This is a genomic window from Streptomyces polygonati, from assembly GCF_042650325.1.
In the GTDB taxonomy this organism is placed as follows: Bacteria; Actinomycetota; Actinomycetes; order Streptomycetales; family Streptomycetaceae; genus Actinacidiphila; species Actinacidiphila polygonati.
Genome location: NZ_JBHSBB010000014.1, coordinates 420,825 through 439,201 on the forward strand (window position 1 = coordinate 420,825; position 18,377 = coordinate 439,201).

An 18,377-nucleotide genomic window follows, 5' to 3' on the forward strand; every position below is an offset into this window, starting at 1 on the left:
GCGGCGCCCGGTGGCCGGGAGATACTCGCCGGCATGACGAGCAGTTTCGACGCGGTGGTGCTGGCCGGCGGCGCGGCCAGGAGGCTCGGTGGCGCCGACAAGCCCGCCGTGCCGATCGGCGGCCGCATGCTGCTGGACCGGGTCCTGGCCGCGTGCGCGGCCGCGGACAGCACGGTCGTGGTGGGGCCGCGCCGCCCGACCGCCCGGCCGGTGGGGTGGACCCGCGAGCAGCCGCCCGGCGGCGGCCCGCTGCCCGCGCTCGCCGCCGGTCTCGCCGCGCTGGGCCCCGGCGGCGCACCGTCCGGCCCACCCGTGCCGGGCACCGCGGGCGCGGGCGGCGCGGCGGCCGCCGGGCGAGGGCGCCCCGAGGTGGTGCTGGTGCTCGCCGCCGACCTGCCGTTCCTGACGGCCGGCACGGTGAACGCGCTGGCCGACACGCTCACCGCCGACCCGGAGCGGCGGGCCGGTCGGCGCGCGGGTCGGCGGGTGGCGGAGGAGAACGGGACGGAGTGGGAAGGAGTGATGCTGACGGACCCGGACGGCCGGGATCAGCCGCTGGCCGCGGCCTACCGGATCGAAGCGCTGCGACGCGAACTCGCCCTGCTCGGCGCCGAGCACGGCGGCCTGACCGGCTTGCCGCTGCGGCTGCTGACCGGGGAGCTGGCGGTGCGGAGGATCGCCGACCCGACAGGAGTGGCGTCCTTCGACTGCGACACCTGGGAGGACGTCGCGGTGGCGCGGGCCCGGCTGGACGCCGCGTCCGAGGGGTGAGCCTGCCTGCCGACGGGACACGGATCGGAGAGCATAGGGCCTGTGTTGGATGAATGGATCTCAGCAGCCAAGACCGAACTGGGTATCGAGCTGGACGTGGACATCTCCGTCCTGCTCGACCTCGCCCGTGACGCGGCGCACGGCGTCGCCCGGCCCGCCGCTCCGCTGACCACCTTCCTGGTGGGTTACGCGGCGGCGAGCGCGGGCGGGGGCCCGGACGCGGTGCGGGAGGCGGCGGCCAGGGCGGTGGCGCTGGCGCAGCGCTGGGCCGAGGAATCGGGCGGCGAAGCGGACCCGGCGGGATGAGCGGCAAGGCCGGTGACGCGGCCGACCGCGCGCTCGACGACGCCCTCGCGCTGGCCAACGACCCGCGCGCCGAGGCCGATCGGAGCCGTCCGCCGGCCACCGACCCGCTGGTCGTCGCCCTCGGCCTCGGGGACGCGCAGCCGGCTCCCGCCCGCCCGTCCCGACCTGCCGGATCGCGCCCGCGCCCGCACACACCCCCTCCCCCGGCGCCGCTGGACCCGGTGGCGGTCGCCCTTCTGCACGGTGCGGAGGAGTCCGCCGACACCGGACCACGCCCGCCCGCGCGGCGCGGCGAAGCCGACCGCGGCGGGAACGGCCCGGCGGACCGCGGTGCCGGCCCCGCTGCGGCACCACCGGCCGAGCGCCGCACCAGCAGCCGCACCAACAGCCGTACCGGCGGCACGGGCCGCGCCGACCGCGTCGCCGATCCGGAAGGCGTGGCAACCGGAGGCCGCAAGCCCCCTCCACCGGCCGAGCGGCGGCGCGACGCCCGGACCGCCGATGTGACCTGGTCCGAGGCACGCCGGATCGCCCGGCAGGCGGGCCGACGGCTGGGCGCCCGCGTGATGCCGCTGGGTGAGGAAGCGCTCGGGGCCGCGCTGGCCGAGCCGCTGACCGCGCTCACCGACCTGCCGTCGTTCGACTCCTCGGCGATGGACGGCTGGGCGGTGGCCGGCTCGGCCCCCTGGCTGCTGGAGGGCGGGCTGCTCGCCGGCCAGGGCTCACCGCCGCCGCTGCGCGACGGCCGGGCCGCCCCGATCGCCACCGGCGCCGTACTGCCGCCGGGCGCCGTGGCCGTACTGCGCAGCGAGCACGGCAGGACCGAGGAGCGCGGCGACGGGGCGTGGCTGTGGGTCCGGGAGCCGAGGTTCGCGCCGCGTCCCGGCCAGGAGGTGCGGCGGCGCGGCCAGGAGTGCGGGCGCGGCGAGGAGTTGCTGCCCGTCGGCACCGTGGTGACACCGGCCGTGCTGGGGCTGGCGGCGGCGACCGGTTACGACGAGCTGACGGTGACCGCCCGGCCGAGAGTCGAGGTGCTGGTCCTCGGCGACGAGTTGCTGGACCACGGGCTGCCCCGGAACGGCCGGGTGCGGGACGCGCTCGGCCCGATGCTGCCCTCGTGGCTGCGCGCGCTGGGCGCCGAGGTGACATCGGTACGGCGCCTGGTGGACGACCCCGGCGCGCTGCGCGACGCGATCACGGCCGGCGCCGCGGATCTGATCATCACCACCGGCGGGACGGCGGGCGGCCCGGTCGATCACGTTCACCCCGTCCTGGCCGCGATCGGGGCCAAGCTGCTGGTCGACGGGGTCGCCGTACGGCCCGGCCATCCGATGCTGCTCGCCGAACTGCCGGGCAGCACCCATACCGGGGGCCGTGCCGGGAGCCGTATCGCGGGCCGTGCCGGATCCCCGGCGCCCGGCGGCGGGCCGTTCCTGATCGGACTGCCCGGCAATCCGCTGGCCGCCGTGTCCGGGGTGCTGACGCTGGCCGCGCCGCTGCTGCGGACGCTGGCGGGTCGGCCCGGGCCGGCCCCGTACGCGGCGGCGCTGACCGCCGACGTGGCCGGGCATCCGGTGGACACCCGGCTCGTCCCGGTGGTCTTCGACGACGAGTCCGCCGCCCGGCCGCTGGGTTTCGCGGGCTCGGCGATGCTGCGCGGCCTGGCCGGCGCCGACGGTATGGCGGTGATCCCGCCCGGCGGCGCCCGGGCCGGACAGGAGACGGCCGTGCTCGACACCGGGATGCTGGGCCCCGCCTGGGGGAGCGGCGGTTGACGCGGCCCCCGCCCGACGCGACGCGCTCACCCTCACGAAGACGCGCCCTCCACCCGTCGGAAGACGGCCGGTTCACCCGTGCGAAGACGCGCCTTTCACCGGTACGAAGACGACAGCCTCACCCGTACGACAGCCGGACGCCGCCCGTCATGTCGTCCGGGTCCGGTCGCGCGGCCGGGTCCTCGCCCGCTCGCGGGTCGGCCCGTCCGTACGGCGCCGGAGTGAATCCCCCGTGCCGGGGTGCAGCCGGGCCGCGCCCGCCGTCGCGGCCAGGGCGGCCGGGGCGAGCAGGCAGAAGGCGGCGCCGTAGGACAGCGCCGGGGAGGTGCGGCCGAGGAGGGCGTGGGTGAGCGGGGCGCCGAGCCGTACGGCGACGGTGGCCGCGGCGACACCGAGACCGGCGGCCATCTGATTGGCGGTGGCGTTCAGGGTGTTGGCGTCGCGCATCCGGTCCTGCGGGATGTCCGCGAAGGCGAGGGTCGAATAGCCGGTCAGGCCCAGTGACCGGGCGGCGCCGCTGAGCACGGCCAGGGCGGCGATCAGCCACCGAGGGGTGTCGGCGGTGAGGAAGGCGCAGGCCACCATGGTGCCGGCCAGCGTCAGGCCCGAGGCCACCAGCGGGGAGCGGTAGCCGAACCGGCCGAAGATGTATCCCGTGGCCGGCTTGATGCCTATGTTGCCGACGAAGACGAAGAGCACCAGGGTGCCCGAGGCGACCGCGCTCCAGCCGAACACCTCCTGGAACAGCAGCGGCAGCAGGAACGGCACCGTGCTCACCGCCACCCAGAACGACGAACCCCCCGACACCGACGCCCGGAACGACCGGACCCGCAGCGTCCCCAGGTCGATCAGCGGATGATCCGCCCGCCGAAGATGCCGTACCGCCATCCCCAGCATCAGCGCCGAGGCTGTGGCGAAGGCCGCCGTCACCGGCCACGAGCCGCCGTCCTGGGACAGCAGATGACCGGTGTACGTCAGCGCGCCCAGCCCCACCGAGGTCCACAGCACCCCGGGCCAGTCCAGCGCCCGCACCCCGGCCACCGGGCCGCCCTCGATCAGCCGCCAGGCCACCGTGAAGGCGAGCGCACCCAGCGGGATGTTGATCAGGAAGAGCCAGCGCCAGCTCGCGTAGGTGGTGATCACGCCGCCCAGCAGCGGGGCGATCACCGGGGCCAGCAGCGCGGGCCACACGATGTACGAGACGATCCGCGGCAGATCGGGCTTGGCCACGCCCGACATGGCCATCAGCCGTCCGACCGGCACCATCATGGCGCCGCCGGCGCCCTGGACCACCCGCAGCGCGACGAGTTCGCCCAGGTTCGAGGCCGCGGCGCAGGCCAGGGACGCCAGCGTGAAGAGGGCGATGGCGCAGAGGAAGACGCGCCGGGCGCCGTAGCGGGCGGTGAGCCAGCCACTGAGCGGTATCAATACCGCGACGGTGAGCAGATAGGCGGTGATGACCAGGCCGATCGCGGTCGCCGAGACCCCCAGCGAGGCGCCCATGCGCGGGGCCGCGGTGGACACGATGGTGCCGTCCAGGTTCTCCATGAAGAAGCAGCCCGCGACGAGCAGGGCGACGGCGCGCTGTCGGGCGTCGAGGGGCTGCGGCACGGTCTCGCTCATGTGCCCAGTTTCGCCGGTCGGCATGGCCGGCGTCAGCGGGGCGGCACCTGGGGAGTCCGCGAGGGGGCCGCCAGGGGGCCGCGAGGGGGCCGCGCCGCGTAGGAAGGGCTCCCCCCGGGCTCCCCCTCACACCCGGGCACCCCCTATAACACCGTCCGGACTCATGGAGATTCGCCTTCCGGCGGTACGGTCGGTGCTATGCGTGCGATCACGATTACCGACCGGGGCGGCCCCGAAGCACTCGTCCTGGCCGAGGTGCCCGACCCCCGGCCGGGTGCGGACGAGGTATTGGTGGAGGTCACGGCTTCGGCGGTGAACCGGGCGGATGTACTCCAGCGGCAGGGCAATTACACGCCGCCGCCCGGTGCGTCGCCCTATCCCGGTCTGGAGTGCTCGGGACGGATCGTGGAGCTCGGTCCGGGCGTGAGCGGTGACTGGTCGGTGGGCGACGAGGTGTGCGCGCTGCTCGCGGGCGGCGGTTACGCGGAGAAGGTCGCCGTGCCGGTCGGCCAACTGCTGCCGGTGCCGAAGGGCGTCGAGCTGGCGTCGGCCGCCGCGCTGCCCGAGGTCACCGCGACGGTCTGGTCGAACGTGTTCCAGATCGCGAACCTGCGGCCCGGTGAGACGCTGCTGGTGCACGGCGGGACGAGCGGGATCGGGACGATGGCGATCCAGCTCGGCAAGGCGGTCGGCGCCCGGGTCGCGGTCACCGCCGGCAGCGAGGGCAAGCTGGACGCCTGCCGCCGGCTCGGCGCGGACGTCCTGATCAACTACCACGACCAGGACTTCGTCGCGGAACTCGGTTCGCACGGCGCCGACGTCATCCTGGACGTGGTGGGCGCGAAGTACCTGGCGCGGAACGTCGAGGCGCTCGCGGTGAACGGCCGGCTGGTCGTCATCGGGATGCAGGGCGGCGCGAAGGCGGAGCTGAACCTCAGCAAGCTGATGGCCAAGCGCGCGGCGATCGCCGCGACGGGTCTGCGGTCGCGGCCGCTGGACGAGAAGGCGGCGATCATCGCGGCGGTGCGCGAGCACGTCTGGCCGCTGATCGAGGACGGTGTCGTACGGCCGGTGGTGGACCGGGCCTTCCCGCTCGCGGACGCGGCCGAGGCGCACCGGCTGCTGGAGAGCGGCGGGCACCTGGGCAAGGTGCTGCTGACCGTCTGACCGTCTGACCGTCTGACCGTCTGACCGCCGCAACTGCCGGGGGCGGCGCGGGTGTTCGGGACGTCCCGCCCCCGGGCCGCTGATCGTCCGGGCTCGCGCTGTGCGCCCCCGCCCGGGATGCCGGAAATGCCCATGCGTGTGACGCTGAGAGCACACGAGGTCCCGGCGGAAGGCGGCGTGGGTGCGGTGGGCGGCGGGCAGTCGGAACGCGATACGTGCGGCGGGCCGCGCGGGGTCGCTGCTGCTGGTCGCGGGCCTGGTGCTGGCACCGGCGGCTCCCGCCTCGGCCGCAACGGCACGCCCGGCGCCGGGAGTGGCGGGGGCGCCGGACCCGGGCGGCCCGAGGACTGATCCCGCCGCTCTCGCCCCGGCCGCGTTCCTCCCGCCCAACACCCCTCGGAACCCCCCGCGGGACCCCTCCCGGAACCCCCTCGGGCAGGCGCGGCCCGGTCCCGGTTCGGGCACCGGGGGCGTTTCCGGCCTCGGCGCCCGCCCCAGCCCTCGCCCCAGCCCTCACCCCAGCGCCCGCCCCGGCTCCGGCCCGGGCGCCGAGCCCGGCCCCGCCGCCCGGGGTGACGTTCCGGGTCCCGCCCCGGTGCCGGGCGCAGGCCAGGGGCACGGCCCCGGCGCCCCCACCGATCCCGATCCCCACCCCGGCACGGCCGGTCCGGACGCAGCGGCCACCCACCCCGCGCCGCCCCTCAAGCCCGCACCCCCGCCTTCCCGGCCCCTCGCCCCGCCCCCGCCGCCCGGGGCGACCCATCCCGCTCCCGCCCGCCCGACCGCGAAATCCGCCGCGCCGGCCCCGCCCGCCCCCGGACCGGGCGCGTCCAGTGCCGGGGCAGCGGGCGGACCGTATCGGTCCGGCGACTCCGCCGCCGGACGAAAGTCCCGCCGGAGCGGCCCGGTTACCCACCTCCGGCACGCCCATGGGGCCCGGCACCGGCTCTCGCCGACGCCGGCCGAGGACAGCCGGCTGTCGGCCGCCGGCCGGGGGGCCGGTCCCGCGCCCACCCCCGCCGCCACGGCTCCGGCCCGCGCGCCGGCTTCGGTGGGGCGGGACCTGGCCGGGCGGCCGGCGGCCTCCGCCTACGCGCCGACCCGGCGGGCGATGCGGGTGCTGCCGATGGGCGTCGGGCTGGTCCTGGTCGGCCTCGGCTTCGGCTTCCTCGGGCTGCGGCTGCGCCGCCCGGGCGCGCGCTGACCGGGAGCGGCCGGGGGCCTACCACCGAGGCCCACCACCGAGGCCCGCAGTCTGACCCCCGCGACCCCTTCCCGCCCTGGTCAAACCCCCGCGCGGCGAATTCCCCCGCCCGGATGAGGCGTTGCACGAGGTGCGGGACAATGGAGGTATGGAGATGCCGATGAACGAACGGTCGCCGGAGAACGCGCAGCACCCGCACGACGCGCAGAACTCGCAGAACCAGCAGGTCCTGGTCGTCGGGCCGGACGGAATGGCCCTGAGCGGGTCTCCCAAGGGAGACGGCGAGGGCAATGGGGCGCGCGAGATCCCGGTGACGGAGATGGTCGAGCAGCCGGCGAAGGTGATGCGGATCGGCAGCATGATCAAGCAGCTCCTGGAGGAAGTGCGGGCGGCACCTCTGGACGAAGCCAGCAGGGTCCGGCTCAAGGAGATCCACGCCAGTTCCGTGAAGGAGCTGGAAGCCGGGCTCGCGCCCGAGCTGGTGGAGGAGCTGGACCGGCTGTCGCTGCCGTTCACCGAGGAGAGCGTGCCCAGCGAGGCCGAGCTGCGGATCGCCCAGGCGCAGCTGGTGGGATGGCTGGAGGGTCTTTTCCACGGCATCCAGACCGCGCTGTTCGCGCAGCAGATGGCGGCCCGTGCCCAGCTGGAGCAGATGCGCCGCGCGCTGCCGCCCGGTGTGCTCCAGCAGGAGGAGGAGCAGGACGGCCCCCAGAACGCCCGCTCCGGCCCCTACCTGTAGATCGGCGGGCTTTCTCCTCGCAGCCCATCAGCTGTGAACCGGAGGAGGCGGGCGGCACCCCCGAGGGGCGCCGCCCGCCTCCTCCGGGTCCCGGCGCCCAGCGGGACATGGCCCCTGGGCTGTGCCGAGCCTGTGGACGGAGGGGATTGCCCTCCCCGAAAAGCGGTACGGTGGCGCACCAGAGGCAAGGCTGCCGAACGACCGATGGACGAACGACGGCGAGGACTGATGGTCGACCGGAACGAGACGACGGCCGGCACCGGGGCGTCGGAGAGCTCCGGCCAGTGGGGCGAGGGTTCCCTGGTGGGCGACGGCCGCTACCGGCTGAGCGGAAAGCTCGGCCGGGGCGGCATGGCCGAGGTGTTCGCCGCCGAGGACGTCCGGCTGGGGCGGACCGTGGCGGTGAAGCTGCTGCGCACCGACCTGGCCGAGGACCCGGTGTCCAAGGCCCGCTTCACCCGCGAGGCCCAGGCCGTCGCCGGGCTGAACCACCACGCGGTGGTCGCCGTCTACGACTCCGGTGAGGACCGCACCGCCACCGGCACCGTCCCGTACATCGTGATGGAGTTGGTCGAGGGCCACACCATCAAGGACTTGCTGAACGGCACGACGCCGCCGCCCGTCGAGCAGGCGCTGCTGATCGTCTCCGGTGTGCTCGAAGCACTCGCCTACAGCCACCAGCACGGCATCGTGCACCGTGACATCAAGCCCGCCAATGTGATCATCACCTCGACCGGCCAGGTCAAGGTGATGGACTTCGGCATCGCGCGCGCCCTGCACGGCGCGGCCAGCACCATGACGCAGACCGGCATGGTCATGGGCACCCCGCAGTATCTGTCCCCCGAGCAGGCGCTCGGCAAGACCGTCGACCACCGCAGCGACCTGTACGCCACCGGCTGCCTGCTCTACGAGCTGCTCGCGCTGCGTCCGCCCTTCACCGGCGAGACCCCGCTGTCCGTGGTGTACCAGCATGTGCAGGACCAGCCCCGCATCCCCTCCCAGGTCAACAACCGGGTGCCCCCCGAGCTGGACGGCATGGTGCTGCGCGCGCTGGCCAAGCAGCCCGAGGACCGCTTCCAGAGCGCCGAGGAGATGCGCGGCGTCGTCGGGTACGCCCACCAGGCGCTGCACGACCAGGGCGGCTGGAGCGGCGGCCGGTGGAACACCGGGGCGGTCACCGCGATCGCGCCGGGTCCGGGCACTTCGCCCACCGTCATCGCCCAGGGCGGCCCGCACACCGGCTCCGGCACCACCGCCGAGTTCGGCCTGCCGCTGCTGGCGGGCGTCTCCGGCACCGGCGGCCCCGACGACGTGCACGGTTACGGCGGGCTTCCGCCGCGCCGCGAGAACCGCTGGCTGAAGCCGGTGCTGTTCGGGATCGTCGCGGTGATGGTCATCGTTCTCGGCTTCGTCCTGGCCAACCTCGGCTCCGGCGGCAAGGCCACCCCCCAGGACGACACCCCCTCGCCGACGGTCACCCAGGACAACACCACCGGGGCGCCCAGCCCGGCGCCCAGCACCGAGCCGGCCGACACCGGCGCTGCCAGTTCCGAGCCGACCGAGAAGCCGACGAAGACCCCGTCCACGACGGCCACCACGACCGAGCCGTCGACCACGCCCGCCACGACGCCGGCCACCACACCGGCCACCACACCGCCGCCCACCAGCAAGCCGGCCACGACACCGCCGCCGACGACGCCGGAGACCGACCCGCCGACGGAGACCGACCCGCCCACGGACACGGGCGCGCCGCCGACCGACACCCCCGGCGTGAACCGCGCGGCCCGCAACCACCTCGGCGGTCACCCGTACAACTGACGCCCGCCCGGCCGGCCGGGGCGCCGGAAAGCCGGCGCCCCGAGATCGAGCCGTCGCTCCCACCCCTCACCCGGTGAAGGCGTCCAGCACCGCCTCGTACTCCTCCGTCCACCACACCGCCAGGGCCGAGGCGGCCGGGAAGAGCGGGTCGGAGCGGGGGTCGCGGCGCTGGTAGCGCCAGTGCAGCATCCAGAAGTCGTTCAGCCGCTCCCACCACACCCGGTGCACGGCGGCGGCCACCTCGGCCACGGCCACCCGGGCGCCGTCCCGGTACGCCCGCGCGTAGCCCCGTACCTTCCGCAGGTCCAGCCGGCCGGTCACCGGGTGCACGAAGAAGATCGCCGCGGCCCGGACCGCCTCCTCGGCGCGCGGGCGGACGCCGAGCCGGTCCCAGTCCACGATGGCGGCCGGTTCGTCGCCCCGGTAGAGCAGGTTCAGCGGGTGGAAGTCGCCGTGCACCCAGCCGCTGACCGCGCTCTCGGCGGGCGGCGGGCGCCGGTGCGCGTACTGCCGCAGCAGCGCCCGGCGCTCGCGCAGCCGGTGCTCGGCCAGCGCGTCGAAGGCGTCGTAGGGACGGTGGGCGCGGACCAGGGCCAGCAACTGGTCGATATGGGCGTGGGTACGGTCGGGGTCGGCACTGAGGTGCCGGCCGGCCGGGGGCGGCGGCTGGATCCGGGCCAGGCCGGTGTGCACCCGGCCGAGCAGCGCGCCGAGCCGCCGGGACTGCGCCCGGCTGAGATCGGTGCCCTCGCGGTGGCGGCCGTCGATCCACGGGAAGAGGGCGTAACCGGTGCCGCCGGCCAGCGTCACGGTGTCGCCGCGGTCGTCCGGCAGCGGGGCGGCGATGGGCAGGCCCAGCCGGGCCAGGCGCCGGGTGGCGTGATGCTGGCGGGTGATCACGGCGGGCTCCGCGGTGTCCGCCGCGACGTACTGCTTGAGGAAGAACCGCCCCCCGGTGGTCGTCACCCGCCAGCCGCGATTGAGCAAGCCGCGGGGGACGGGTTCGCAGGTGAGAGGGGTTCCCGCGTCCTCATAGCGGCGCAGCAGAACCGTCAGCGGCGGCGCCGATGCCGTGCCCGTCACGCGGCTCAGCGTAGATCACCCGCCGACCCCCCTCGGACGGATTGGCGCCCACCCACCCGGACCTGATAGGCACCCCCGCAGACCCGGCCTGAGCACCCCGAACGGCCCCGGGCGCCCGGTCCCGGCAGCCTCCCGGCCCGCCGTGCACCCGCCGTCCGAATCCGGCGTCCGCCGCCTCACGCAAGTGATCGCCGCCCCTCTTACGTACTTTCCGCATCCGGGATACGGTGCGATTGTCCCGGTGGCCTGCGGGAATGCGGTTTAGTAGGAAATCAAAGCAAAACCGCAGGTGGGACGGCTTCGCGCGATTGCGGAACTTGTAGGTAACGTCTCTTCTTGCAGGTCCGTCGCCGGGGCGTCATGACGCCTGGCTCGGCCATGCCGCACACACCCCGTGCGTCACGTCGGACCAGGTGAGCCGCACTGGCTTCCCGGCAGACCCCGGGGGCCGGACAGACGGAGGAGCGAACGTGAGCGTGAAGAGCACTGCCGCGCGGAGGCCGACCCGCGGCGGCGCGAAGCGCCGTGGGGACGAGCCCGTGCTCGTACAGCTGCTGACCCCCGAGGGCGAGCGCGTCGAGCACAGCGAGTACTCCATCGACCTGACGCCGGAAGAACTGCGTGGGCTGTACCGCGACATGGTGCTGACCCGCCGCTTCGACGCCGAGGCGATCACCCTGCAACGGCAGGGCGAACTGGGGCTGTGGGCCTCACTGCTGGGGCAGGAGGCGGCCCAGATCGGTTCCGGGCGGGCCACCCGCCCGGACGACTACATCTTCCCCACCTACCGTGAGCACGGTGTCGCCTGGACCCGCGACGTCGATCCGCTGAACCTGCTCGGCATGTTCCGCGGCGTCAACAACGGCGGCTGGGACCCCAACGAGAACAACTTCCACCTCTACACCATCGTGATCGGCTCGCAGACGCTGCACGCCGCCGGTTACGCGATGGGCATCGCCAAGGACGGCGCGGACGCCGCGGTCATCGCGTACTTCGGTGACGGGGCCTCCAGCCAGGGCGACGTGGCGGAGGCCTTCACCTTCGCCTCGGTGTACAACGCGCCGGTGGTGTTCTTCTGCCAGAACAACCAGTGGGCGATCTCCGAGCCGACCGAGAAGCAGTCGCGGGTGCCGATCTACCAGCGGGCGGCCGGTTACGGCTTCCCCGGGGTCCGGGTCGACGGCAACGACGTGCTCGCGGTGCTGGCCGTCACCCGGGCGGCCCTGGAGCACGCCCGCAGCGGGCAGGGCCCGATGCTGGTGGAGGCCTTCACCTACCGGATGGGCGCGCACACCACCACCGACGACCCGACCCGCTACCGCGACGACGACGAGCGGGTGCAGTGGGCGTCCAAGGACCCCATCGCCCGGCTGCGCACCTACCTCGACCAGCAGCACTTGGCCGACGAGGACTTCTACGCCGGTCTCGACACCGAGTCCGACGCGCTCGCCAAGCGGGTCAGGGACGGCGTACGGAACATGCCGAACCCGGAGACCATGGCGATCTTCGACCATGTGTACGCCGACGGGCACACCCTCGTCGACGAGGAGCGGGCGCAGTTCGCGACCTACCTGAACTCGTTCGACGACGCCACGGGCGAATCCGGGAAGGGGCACTGACATGAGCGAGACGGCACCCACGATGGCCATGTCCAAGGCCCTCAACGAGTCGCTGCGCAAGGCGCTGGAGAACGACCCCAAGGTCCTGATCATGGGCGAGGACGTCGGCAAGCTCGGCGGCGTCTTCCGGATCACCGACGGCCTCTACAAGGACTTCGGCGAGGACCGGGTGATCGACACCCCGCTGGCCGAGTCCGGCATCGTCGGCACCGCGATCGGGCTGGCGCTGCGCGGATACCGCCCGGTGGTGGAGATCCAGTTCGACGGCTTCGTCTTCCCGGCCTACGACCAGATCGTCACCCAGCTCGCCAAGATGCACGCCCGGGCGCTGGGGAAGATCAAGCTGCCGGTCGTCATCCGCATCCCCTACGGCGGCGGCATCGGCGCGGTCGAGCACCACAGCGAGTCGCCGGAGACGCTGTTCGCTCATGTCGCGGGCCTGAAGGTGGTCTCGCCGGCGAATCCTTCGGACGCCTACTGGATGCTCCAGCAGGCCATCGAGTGCGACGACCCGGTGATCTTCTTCGAGCCCAAGCGCCGCTACTGGGACAAGGGCCAGGTGGATGTCGGCGCGGTGCCCGGCGATCTGCACAAGGCGGTCGTGGTCAAGCAGGGCGCGGATCTGACGCTCGCCGCGTACGGCCCGATGGTCAAGGTGTGCCTGGAGGCCGCCGCGGCCGCCGCGAACGAGGGCCGCGACCTGGAGGTGCTGGACCTGCGGTCGCTCTCGCCGATCGACTTCGACACCATCCAGACGTCGGTGGAGAAGACCCGCCGGCTGGTCGTCGTGCACGAGGCGCCGGTGTTCTACGGGGCCGGCGCGGAGATCGCCGCGCGGATCACCGAGCGGTCCTTCTACCACCTGGAGGCGCCGGTCCTGCGGGTGGGCGGTTTCCACGCGCCCTACCCGCCGGCCCGCCTGGAGGACGAGTACCTGCCGGGCCTGGACCGCGTACTCGACTCCGTCGACCGCGCGCTGGCGTTCTGAGGAGAGGGTTGTGACGACCATGACCGCACAGGCGCGGCGATTTCTCGAATTCAGGATGCCGGACGTCGGTGAGGGACTGACCGAGGCGGAGATCCTCAAGTGGTACGTCGCGGTCGGTGACACCGTCACCGACGGACAGGTGATCTGCGAGGTGGAGACGGCCAAGGCGGCGGTCGAGCTGCCCATCCCGTTCGACGGGGTGGTCAGCGAGATCCGCTTCGGCGAGGGTGCGACGGTGGACGTCGGGACGGCGATCATCGTGGTGGACCCGGGGGAGGGCGCGGGCGGCGGGTCCGCGGACGCCTCCCCGGGCGGGCGGGCGGACAGCGGCGGGCCGGTCACGGTGGAGCCCGAGCCCGCGACCGCCGAGCCAGCCGCCAAGCGGGAGGCGGTGCTGGTCGGTTACGGGGTGGCGCAGGCCGCCACGACCCGGCGGGCGCGCAAGCCGCTGGGCGGGCCGGGCGGGGTCAACGGCCACGCGACGCCCGGACCGCGGGAGCCCGAACCGCCACGGCCGGCTTCCCGGTCCGTGGAGCCGGAGGGCGTTCAGCCGGAGCCTGTACCGCCGGAGCCCGTGCGGCCCGAGCCCGCGCTGCCCGCGGCCCCGAAGTCCGGGCCCGCGCCCTCCGTGGAGCGGCCCCTGGCCAAGCCCCCGGTGCGCAAGCTCGCCAAGGAGCTCGGCATCGATCTGGCGACGGTGATCCCCACCGGGCCGCACGGCGAGGTGACCCGGGACGACATCCGGGCCGCCGCCGCGCCGCCGGCCCTGCTGCAGTCGGCGGACGCGCCCGCCCCCGGCGGTGCGGTGAATGCCGCCGCGCGGGAGACGCGCACCCCGATCAAGGGCATCCGCAAGGCCACCGCCCAGGCGATGGTGGCCAGCGCCTTCACCGCCCCGCACGTCACCGAGTTCGTCACCTTCGACATCACCCGGACGATGAAGCTGGTCGGGGAGCTCAAGGCGGACCCGGCCTTCGCCGGTCTCCGGGTCGGCCCGCTGCTGCTGGTCGCCAAGGCCCTGCTGGTGGCCGTCCGGCGCCATCCGGAGGTCAACTCGGCCTGGGACGACGAGCGGCAGGAGATCGTCCACAAGTCGTATGTGAACCTGGGGATCGCCGCGGCCACCCCGCGCGGCCTGATCGTCCCCAACATCAAGGACGCGCACGACAAGACACTCCCCGAACTGGCCGCCGAGCTGGGAGAGCTGGTGGCCACCGCCCGGGAGGGCAGGACCTCGCCGGCCGCGATGCAGGGCGGCACCGTCACCATCACCAATGTCGGTGTCTTCGGCGTGGACACCGGCACGCCCATCCTCAACCCGGGCGAGTCCGCGATCCTCGCCTTCGGCGCGGTCAAGCTCCAGCCGTGGGTGCACAAGGGCAAGGTGAAGGCACGGCAGGTCACCACGCTCGCGCTGTCCTTCGACCACCGCCTGGTGGACGGGGAGCTGGGCTCCAAGGTGCTGGCGGACGTGGCCGCGATCCTGGAGCAGCCCAAGCGGCTGCTCAGCTGGGCGTGATCCGCGGGACCGGCAGGACCGGCGGGACCGGCCGTACGGTACTGGTCCCGCCACTGGTCCCCGTCCCGGTCCCGGTGTGACCCGTGAGGAGGGCCCGGAGCACAAACGTCCGGACCCTCCTCTTCCGCGTGTTATGACCCATTACGGACGGCTTTGTGCTGCCATCGCCGTATGGTCGTCTCCGTCTCCGCCGTCCTGCTGCTTCTCCTGCTCACGGCGATGCTCATGCGCCACCGCGCCCTCAAGGCCAGCCACGCGGTGACCTGCGTGCTGCTCGGCTTCGTGCTCGCCTCCAGCAGCCTGGCGCCCAGCATCCAGTCCACCGTCAGCTCGACCGCGGACCTGGTCAGTACGTTCCGCCCCTGATCGGCCGAGCCGCTCGCGGGCACCGCGGTCCGTGTTCCGGCGGTGCCGGGCGGCGGCCCGGGCGGGGAAGAGGGCAGTCCGCACAAGGGTCCCGGCGGGTCCCGGGGGGCCGCCGCACCGAATCGAATCGGCATCGTTGCCTCCGGGCCCGACCGCTCCGGGCGTCCTCAGCGCATACTGGTAGCACGATGACGAAACCTGCCGCGCCCCGGCGCCACCTCCCCACAAGCCCCTTCAACGTCCCGGTTGCCCCGCCGGCCAAGCGATTCGAGCTGGGAGACCGCGTCTCACACGACCGCTACGGCCTGGGCAGGATCATCGGCGTCGAGGACGGGATCGCCATGCTCGTCGACTTCGGCGGCGACCGACAGACCCGTGTGGTCAGCCCTTACTCGGGCATGAACAAGCTCTGACGCCCAGATCCGCTCACGCGTCGAAGCTCCGACCTTCTGCCGCTTCGACGCTCTGACGCTCTGATTCCGTACGACGCATCGGGACTCCTGCCGGACCGCCGCTGGTGTGCGCCGGCAGGGTGCCGCGACCGCGTCCGCCCGGGTCAGGGCTTTGTGGTGATCCGGTCGCCCGCCGGGTCGAGGACGAACCACAGCGCCCCGAACTGGTTGAGCCCCTGGCCCTTGGCCTGGCCGGCCTTGGTGTCGACCGCGTAGGTGTAGACCGGGTGCCCGTTGTACGTCACCTGGGTGCCGCCGGACCGCTTGGTGGTACCCAGCAGGCCGCTCATGGCCTTCTGGGCCGCCTTGGCCTTGCCCGAGGTGAGCAGGGGCGGCCAGGCGGCCGGGCAGGCTCCCGTGCACGCGGACTTGTTCCTGGTGTCCTTCATGAAGAGGTACAGCGTGTGCCCCTTGCCGTCGACCAGGACCGTGCCGAGCTTGCCGACCGACTTGGTCGACACGGTGGCCGCCTTGGTCGGCTTCGCACTCGGGCTCGCGGAGCCCCCGCCGAGATAGCCGCCCCCGGAGGTCGCCGTCCGCTGCTCGGCCGCGACGGTCGCGGTGGGCGCCGCCGGAGTCGTCGCGAAAGCCGGCCCGGCATCCTTCGCACCGGCCGAACACCCGCTCATCGCGGTCGCGAGCACCAGCGCGGCGGCGCTCCAGCCGACGGTCGTGGCAGTGCGCTTCATTCAAGGCCTCCAGGGTGAACCTGCTCCGGAACGTGCCCGGGGCCCCCGACCGGACCCCGCGCCACGAACGCCCAGCCTCCAACCCCGGTCCCCCACCGGCCCCCCCACCCACGCGCCCGGCCCCCGCACACCATCCATTCGGACCAACCCACCCTGTCCGGCACCCCCGTAGGAGCGGGAGCCCCGGCGCCGGGCCTCGCTGATCGTCCGGATGGCGGATGGCGGGTGTTGGCGGGATACGTGATGTATCTAAGATGTGTGCATCATGAGCGCTGCAGCCGCAACCAAGTCACCGCCCGCCGCCGAGCGGGTCTATCTGCATGTCAAGGCCGGGGTACTGGACCGGAGTTACGAGGGCGGCACGCTGCTCACCGAGGGGGATCTGGCCGAGGCGGTCGGGGTGTCGAGGACTCCGGTGCGCGAGGCGCTGCTGCGGCTGGAGGCCGAAGGGCTGCTCAAGCTGTATCCGAAGAAGGGCGCGCTGGTGCTGCCGGTCTCGGCGCAGGAGATCGCCGATGTGGTCGAGACCCGGCTGCTGGTGGAGCAGCACGCGGTGGCCAAGGTGGTCGGCGCGGTGCCGGCCCGGCTGATCGACCGGCTGGAGGAATCGCTGGCCGAGCAGCGCGGGCACGCCGCGACCGGTGACCTGGCGGCGTTCGCCGCCGCCGACCGGTCCTTCCACGCGGAGATCGTGCGCGCGGCCGGGAACCGTATCCTCGCCCACCTCTACGACCAGCTGCGCGACCGGCAGCTGCGGATGGGCGTGGCCACCATGCACGCCGAGCCGAGCCGGGTCGCCAAGAACATCGCGGAGCACACCGAGATACTGGAGGCGCTGCGCGGCGGGGCCGCGCTGACCGCCGCCGAGATCGTGGACCGCCATGTGTCCTGGGTGAAGACCCTGGCCAGGGGCGAGTCATGACGGCGCTGGGGGGCAGGGCGGCCGCGGGACCCGCGCTTCCCGGCGACCCGCCCGGCGGCCGGCGGGCCGTACTCGTCTGGGGCGTCGGCACCTCCGTCTACTTCGTCGCCGTCGTGCACCGCACCAGCCTGGGCGTGGCCGGCATCGACGCCGCCGACCGCTTCCACATCGGCGCCTCCGCGCTGTCGACCTTCTCCATCCTCCAGGTCCTGGTCTACGCCGGCATGCAGATACCCGTCGGCCTGATGGTGGACCGGCTCGGCACCAAGCGGGTGCTGATGCTGGGGGCGGTGCTGTTCACCACCGGGCAGGGGGCGTTCGCGCTGTCGCACTCCTACGGGATGGCGCTGGCCGCCCGCGCGGTGCTCGGCTGCGGGGACGCGATGACCTTCGTCAGTGTGCTGCGGCTCGGCACCCGGTGGTTCCCGGCCCGGCGCGGGCCGATGATCAGTCAGGGCGCCGCGCTGTTCGGCGTGGCCGGCAACCTCGTCTCGACCGTGGCGCTGTCCCGGCTGCTGCACTCGGCCGGCTGGACCCCGACCTTCCTGGGCACGGCCCTGGTCGGCGCCCTCGTACTGGTCCTGGTGGCCCTCTTCCTGAAGGACCATCCGGAGGGGTACGAGCCCGCGCCGGTCGAACACGCCGGGCCCGCCTACATCCGCCGCCAGATCGCCGACGCCTGGCGGGAGCCCGGCACCCGGCTCGGCATGTGGACGCACTTCACCACGCAGTTCTCCGGGATGGTGTTCCTGCTGCTGTGGGGGCTGCCCTACCTGGTCGAGGACCAGGGCATGTCCCGGGGCGCCGCGGGCGGGATGCTCACCCTGGTGGTGGTCGCCAACATGGTCTTCGGGCTGCTCTTCGGCCAGCTCATCGGCCGCCACCACGGGCTGCGGATGCCGCTGACCCTCGGGGTGATCGGGACGACCGCGGCCGCCTGGGCCCTGGTGCTGACCTGGCCGGGCGGCCAGGACCCGCTGTGGGTGCTGGTGCTGCTGTGCGTGGTCCTCGGTGCCTGCGGTCCGGCCTCGATGATCGGTTTCGACTTCGCCCGCCCGGCCAACCCGCCCGAGCGCCTCGGCACCGCCTCCGGCATCGTCAACATCGGCGGCTTCACCGCGTCCGTGCTCACCCTCTTCGCCATCGGCGTGCTGCTCGACGCGACCGGCGACGACTACCGCGTGGCCTGGAGCAGCGTCTTCGTCCTCCAGGCCTTCGGCACCGCCCAGATCCTCCGGCTGCGCCGCAGCAGCGAACGCCTGGAACGCGAGCGGATCGCGGTCAGCCGGGTCGCGACCGTCCACCGTACGGCCCCGGCACCGGTGGACTGACCGTC

The 18,377-nt window shown here is 73.9% G+C and carries 15 protein-coding genes and 1 pseudogene; 13 read left to right on the plus strand and 3 right to left on the minus strand.

All coding sequences use genetic code 11. The features are described 5' to 3' along the window. The first annotated feature begins 33 nt into the window (after window positions 1–33). Window positions 34–1,077: pseudogene (locus ACFO3J_RS22515) on the plus strand (DUF6457 domain-containing protein). Beyond that, a complete protein-coding gene (locus tag ACFO3J_RS22520; RefSeq protein WP_386432005.1) occupies window positions 1,074–2,852 on the plus strand; it encodes a molybdopterin molybdotransferase MoeA in 1,779 nt (592 codons plus the stop codon). The pseudogene ACFO3J_RS22515 and the gene ACFO3J_RS22520 overlap by 4 nt, the downstream one beginning before the upstream one ends. Before the next feature lie 147 nt (window positions 2,853–2,999). Here ACFO3J_RS22520 and ACFO3J_RS22525 read toward each other — a convergent pair whose 3' ends face one another. After that, window positions 3,000–4,475, minus strand: coding sequence for an MFS transporter (locus tag ACFO3J_RS22525; protein ID WP_386432007.1), 1,476 nt, complete (start codon window positions 4,473–4,475; stop codon window positions 3,000–3,002). 198 nt (window positions 4,476–4,673) lie between these two features. Between ACFO3J_RS22525 and ACFO3J_RS22530 the strand changes: the two genes are divergently transcribed. The 4 genes from ACFO3J_RS22530 to ACFO3J_RS22545 all read left to right on the plus strand — a co-directional run bounded on the left by ACFO3J_RS22530 (window position 4,674) and on the right by ACFO3J_RS22545 (window position 9,403). Further along, window positions 4,674–5,642, plus strand: a complete 969-nt coding sequence (locus ACFO3J_RS22530) for an NAD(P)H-quinone oxidoreductase (protein ID WP_386432009.1) — start codon at window positions 4,674–4,676, stop codon at window positions 5,640–5,642. A 1,051-nt stretch (window positions 5,643–6,693) separates the two neighbouring features. Continuing rightward, the gene (locus ACFO3J_RS22535; protein ID WP_386432012.1) at window positions 6,694–6,846 is read left to right on the plus strand and encodes a hypothetical protein; all 153 of its coding nucleotides are present in this window, start codon (window positions 6,694–6,696) and stop codon (window positions 6,844–6,846) included. 148 nt (window positions 6,847–6,994) lie between these two features. Then, window positions 6,995–7,585, plus strand: coding sequence for a bacterial proteasome activator family protein (locus ACFO3J_RS22540; protein WP_386432016.1), 591 nt, complete (start codon window positions 6,995–6,997; stop codon window positions 7,583–7,585). 228 nt (window positions 7,586–7,813) lie between these two features. Further along, window positions 7,814–9,403 (plus strand): protein kinase domain-containing protein, encoded by a 1,590-nt coding sequence (locus tag ACFO3J_RS22545; protein WP_386432019.1) that lies wholly within the window; start codon window positions 7,814–7,816, stop codon window positions 9,401–9,403. A gap of 66 nt (window positions 9,404–9,469) precedes the next feature. Here the strand turns inward: ACFO3J_RS22545 and ACFO3J_RS22550 are convergent, their stop codons facing one another. Beyond that, window positions 9,470–10,486, minus strand: coding sequence for a phosphotransferase (locus ACFO3J_RS22550; protein ID WP_386432022.1), 1,017 nt, complete (start codon window positions 10,484–10,486; stop codon window positions 9,470–9,472). A gap of 470 nt (window positions 10,487–10,956) precedes the next feature. On the opposite strand from ACFO3J_RS22550, the gene pdhA reads away from it, so the two are divergent. From pdhA to ACFO3J_RS22575, 5 genes are all read left to right on the plus strand, one after another. Then, window positions 10,957–12,105 (plus strand): pyruvate dehydrogenase (acetyl-transferring) E1 component subunit alpha, encoded by a 1,149-nt coding sequence (pdhA, locus tag ACFO3J_RS22555; protein ID WP_386432025.1) that lies wholly within the window; start codon window positions 10,957–10,959, stop codon window positions 12,103–12,105. A gap of 1 nt (window position 12,106) precedes the next feature. After that, window positions 12,107–13,093 (plus strand): alpha-ketoacid dehydrogenase subunit beta, encoded by a 987-nt coding sequence (locus tag ACFO3J_RS22560; protein ID WP_386432028.1) that lies wholly within the window; start codon window positions 12,107–12,109, stop codon window positions 13,091–13,093. A 19-nt stretch (window positions 13,094–13,112) separates the two neighbouring features. Then, window positions 13,113–14,612, plus strand: coding sequence for a dihydrolipoamide acetyltransferase family protein (locus ACFO3J_RS22565; protein ID WP_386433035.1), 1,500 nt, complete (start codon window positions 13,113–13,115; stop codon window positions 14,610–14,612). 171 nt (window positions 14,613–14,783) lie between these two features. Continuing rightward, on the plus strand, window positions 14,784–14,978 hold the full coding sequence (locus ACFO3J_RS22570) for a hypothetical protein (RefSeq protein WP_386432030.1): 195 nt from the start codon (window positions 14,784–14,786) through the stop codon (window positions 14,976–14,978). A gap of 188 nt (window positions 14,979–15,166) precedes the next feature. Next, complete coding sequence (locus tag ACFO3J_RS22575) at window positions 15,167–15,391, plus strand: hypothetical protein (RefSeq protein ID WP_093736080.1); 225 nt, start codon at window positions 15,167–15,169, stop codon at window positions 15,389–15,391. Between the two features lie 143 nt (window positions 15,392–15,534). Here the strand turns inward: ACFO3J_RS22575 and ACFO3J_RS22580 are convergent, their stop codons facing one another. Continuing rightward, complete coding sequence (locus ACFO3J_RS22580; protein ID WP_386432032.1) at window positions 15,535–16,119, minus strand: COG4315 family predicted lipoprotein; 585 nt, start codon at window positions 16,117–16,119, stop codon at window positions 15,535–15,537. A gap of 265 nt (window positions 16,120–16,384) precedes the next feature. Between ACFO3J_RS22580 and ACFO3J_RS22585 the strand changes: the two genes are divergently transcribed. Together ACFO3J_RS22585 and ACFO3J_RS22590 are read left to right on the plus strand one after the other, a co-directional pair. Continuing rightward, window positions 16,385–17,041 (plus strand): GntR family transcriptional regulator, encoded by a 657-nt coding sequence (locus ACFO3J_RS22585; RefSeq protein ID WP_386432035.1) that lies wholly within the window; start codon window positions 16,385–16,387, stop codon window positions 17,039–17,041. Next, complete coding sequence (locus ACFO3J_RS22590) at window positions 17,038–18,372, plus strand: MFS transporter (RefSeq protein ID WP_386432037.1); 1,335 nt, start codon at window positions 17,038–17,040, stop codon at window positions 18,370–18,372. Before ACFO3J_RS22585 ends, ACFO3J_RS22590 begins: the two co-directional genes overlap by 4 nt. Window positions 18,373–18,377 lie beyond the last annotated feature (5 nt).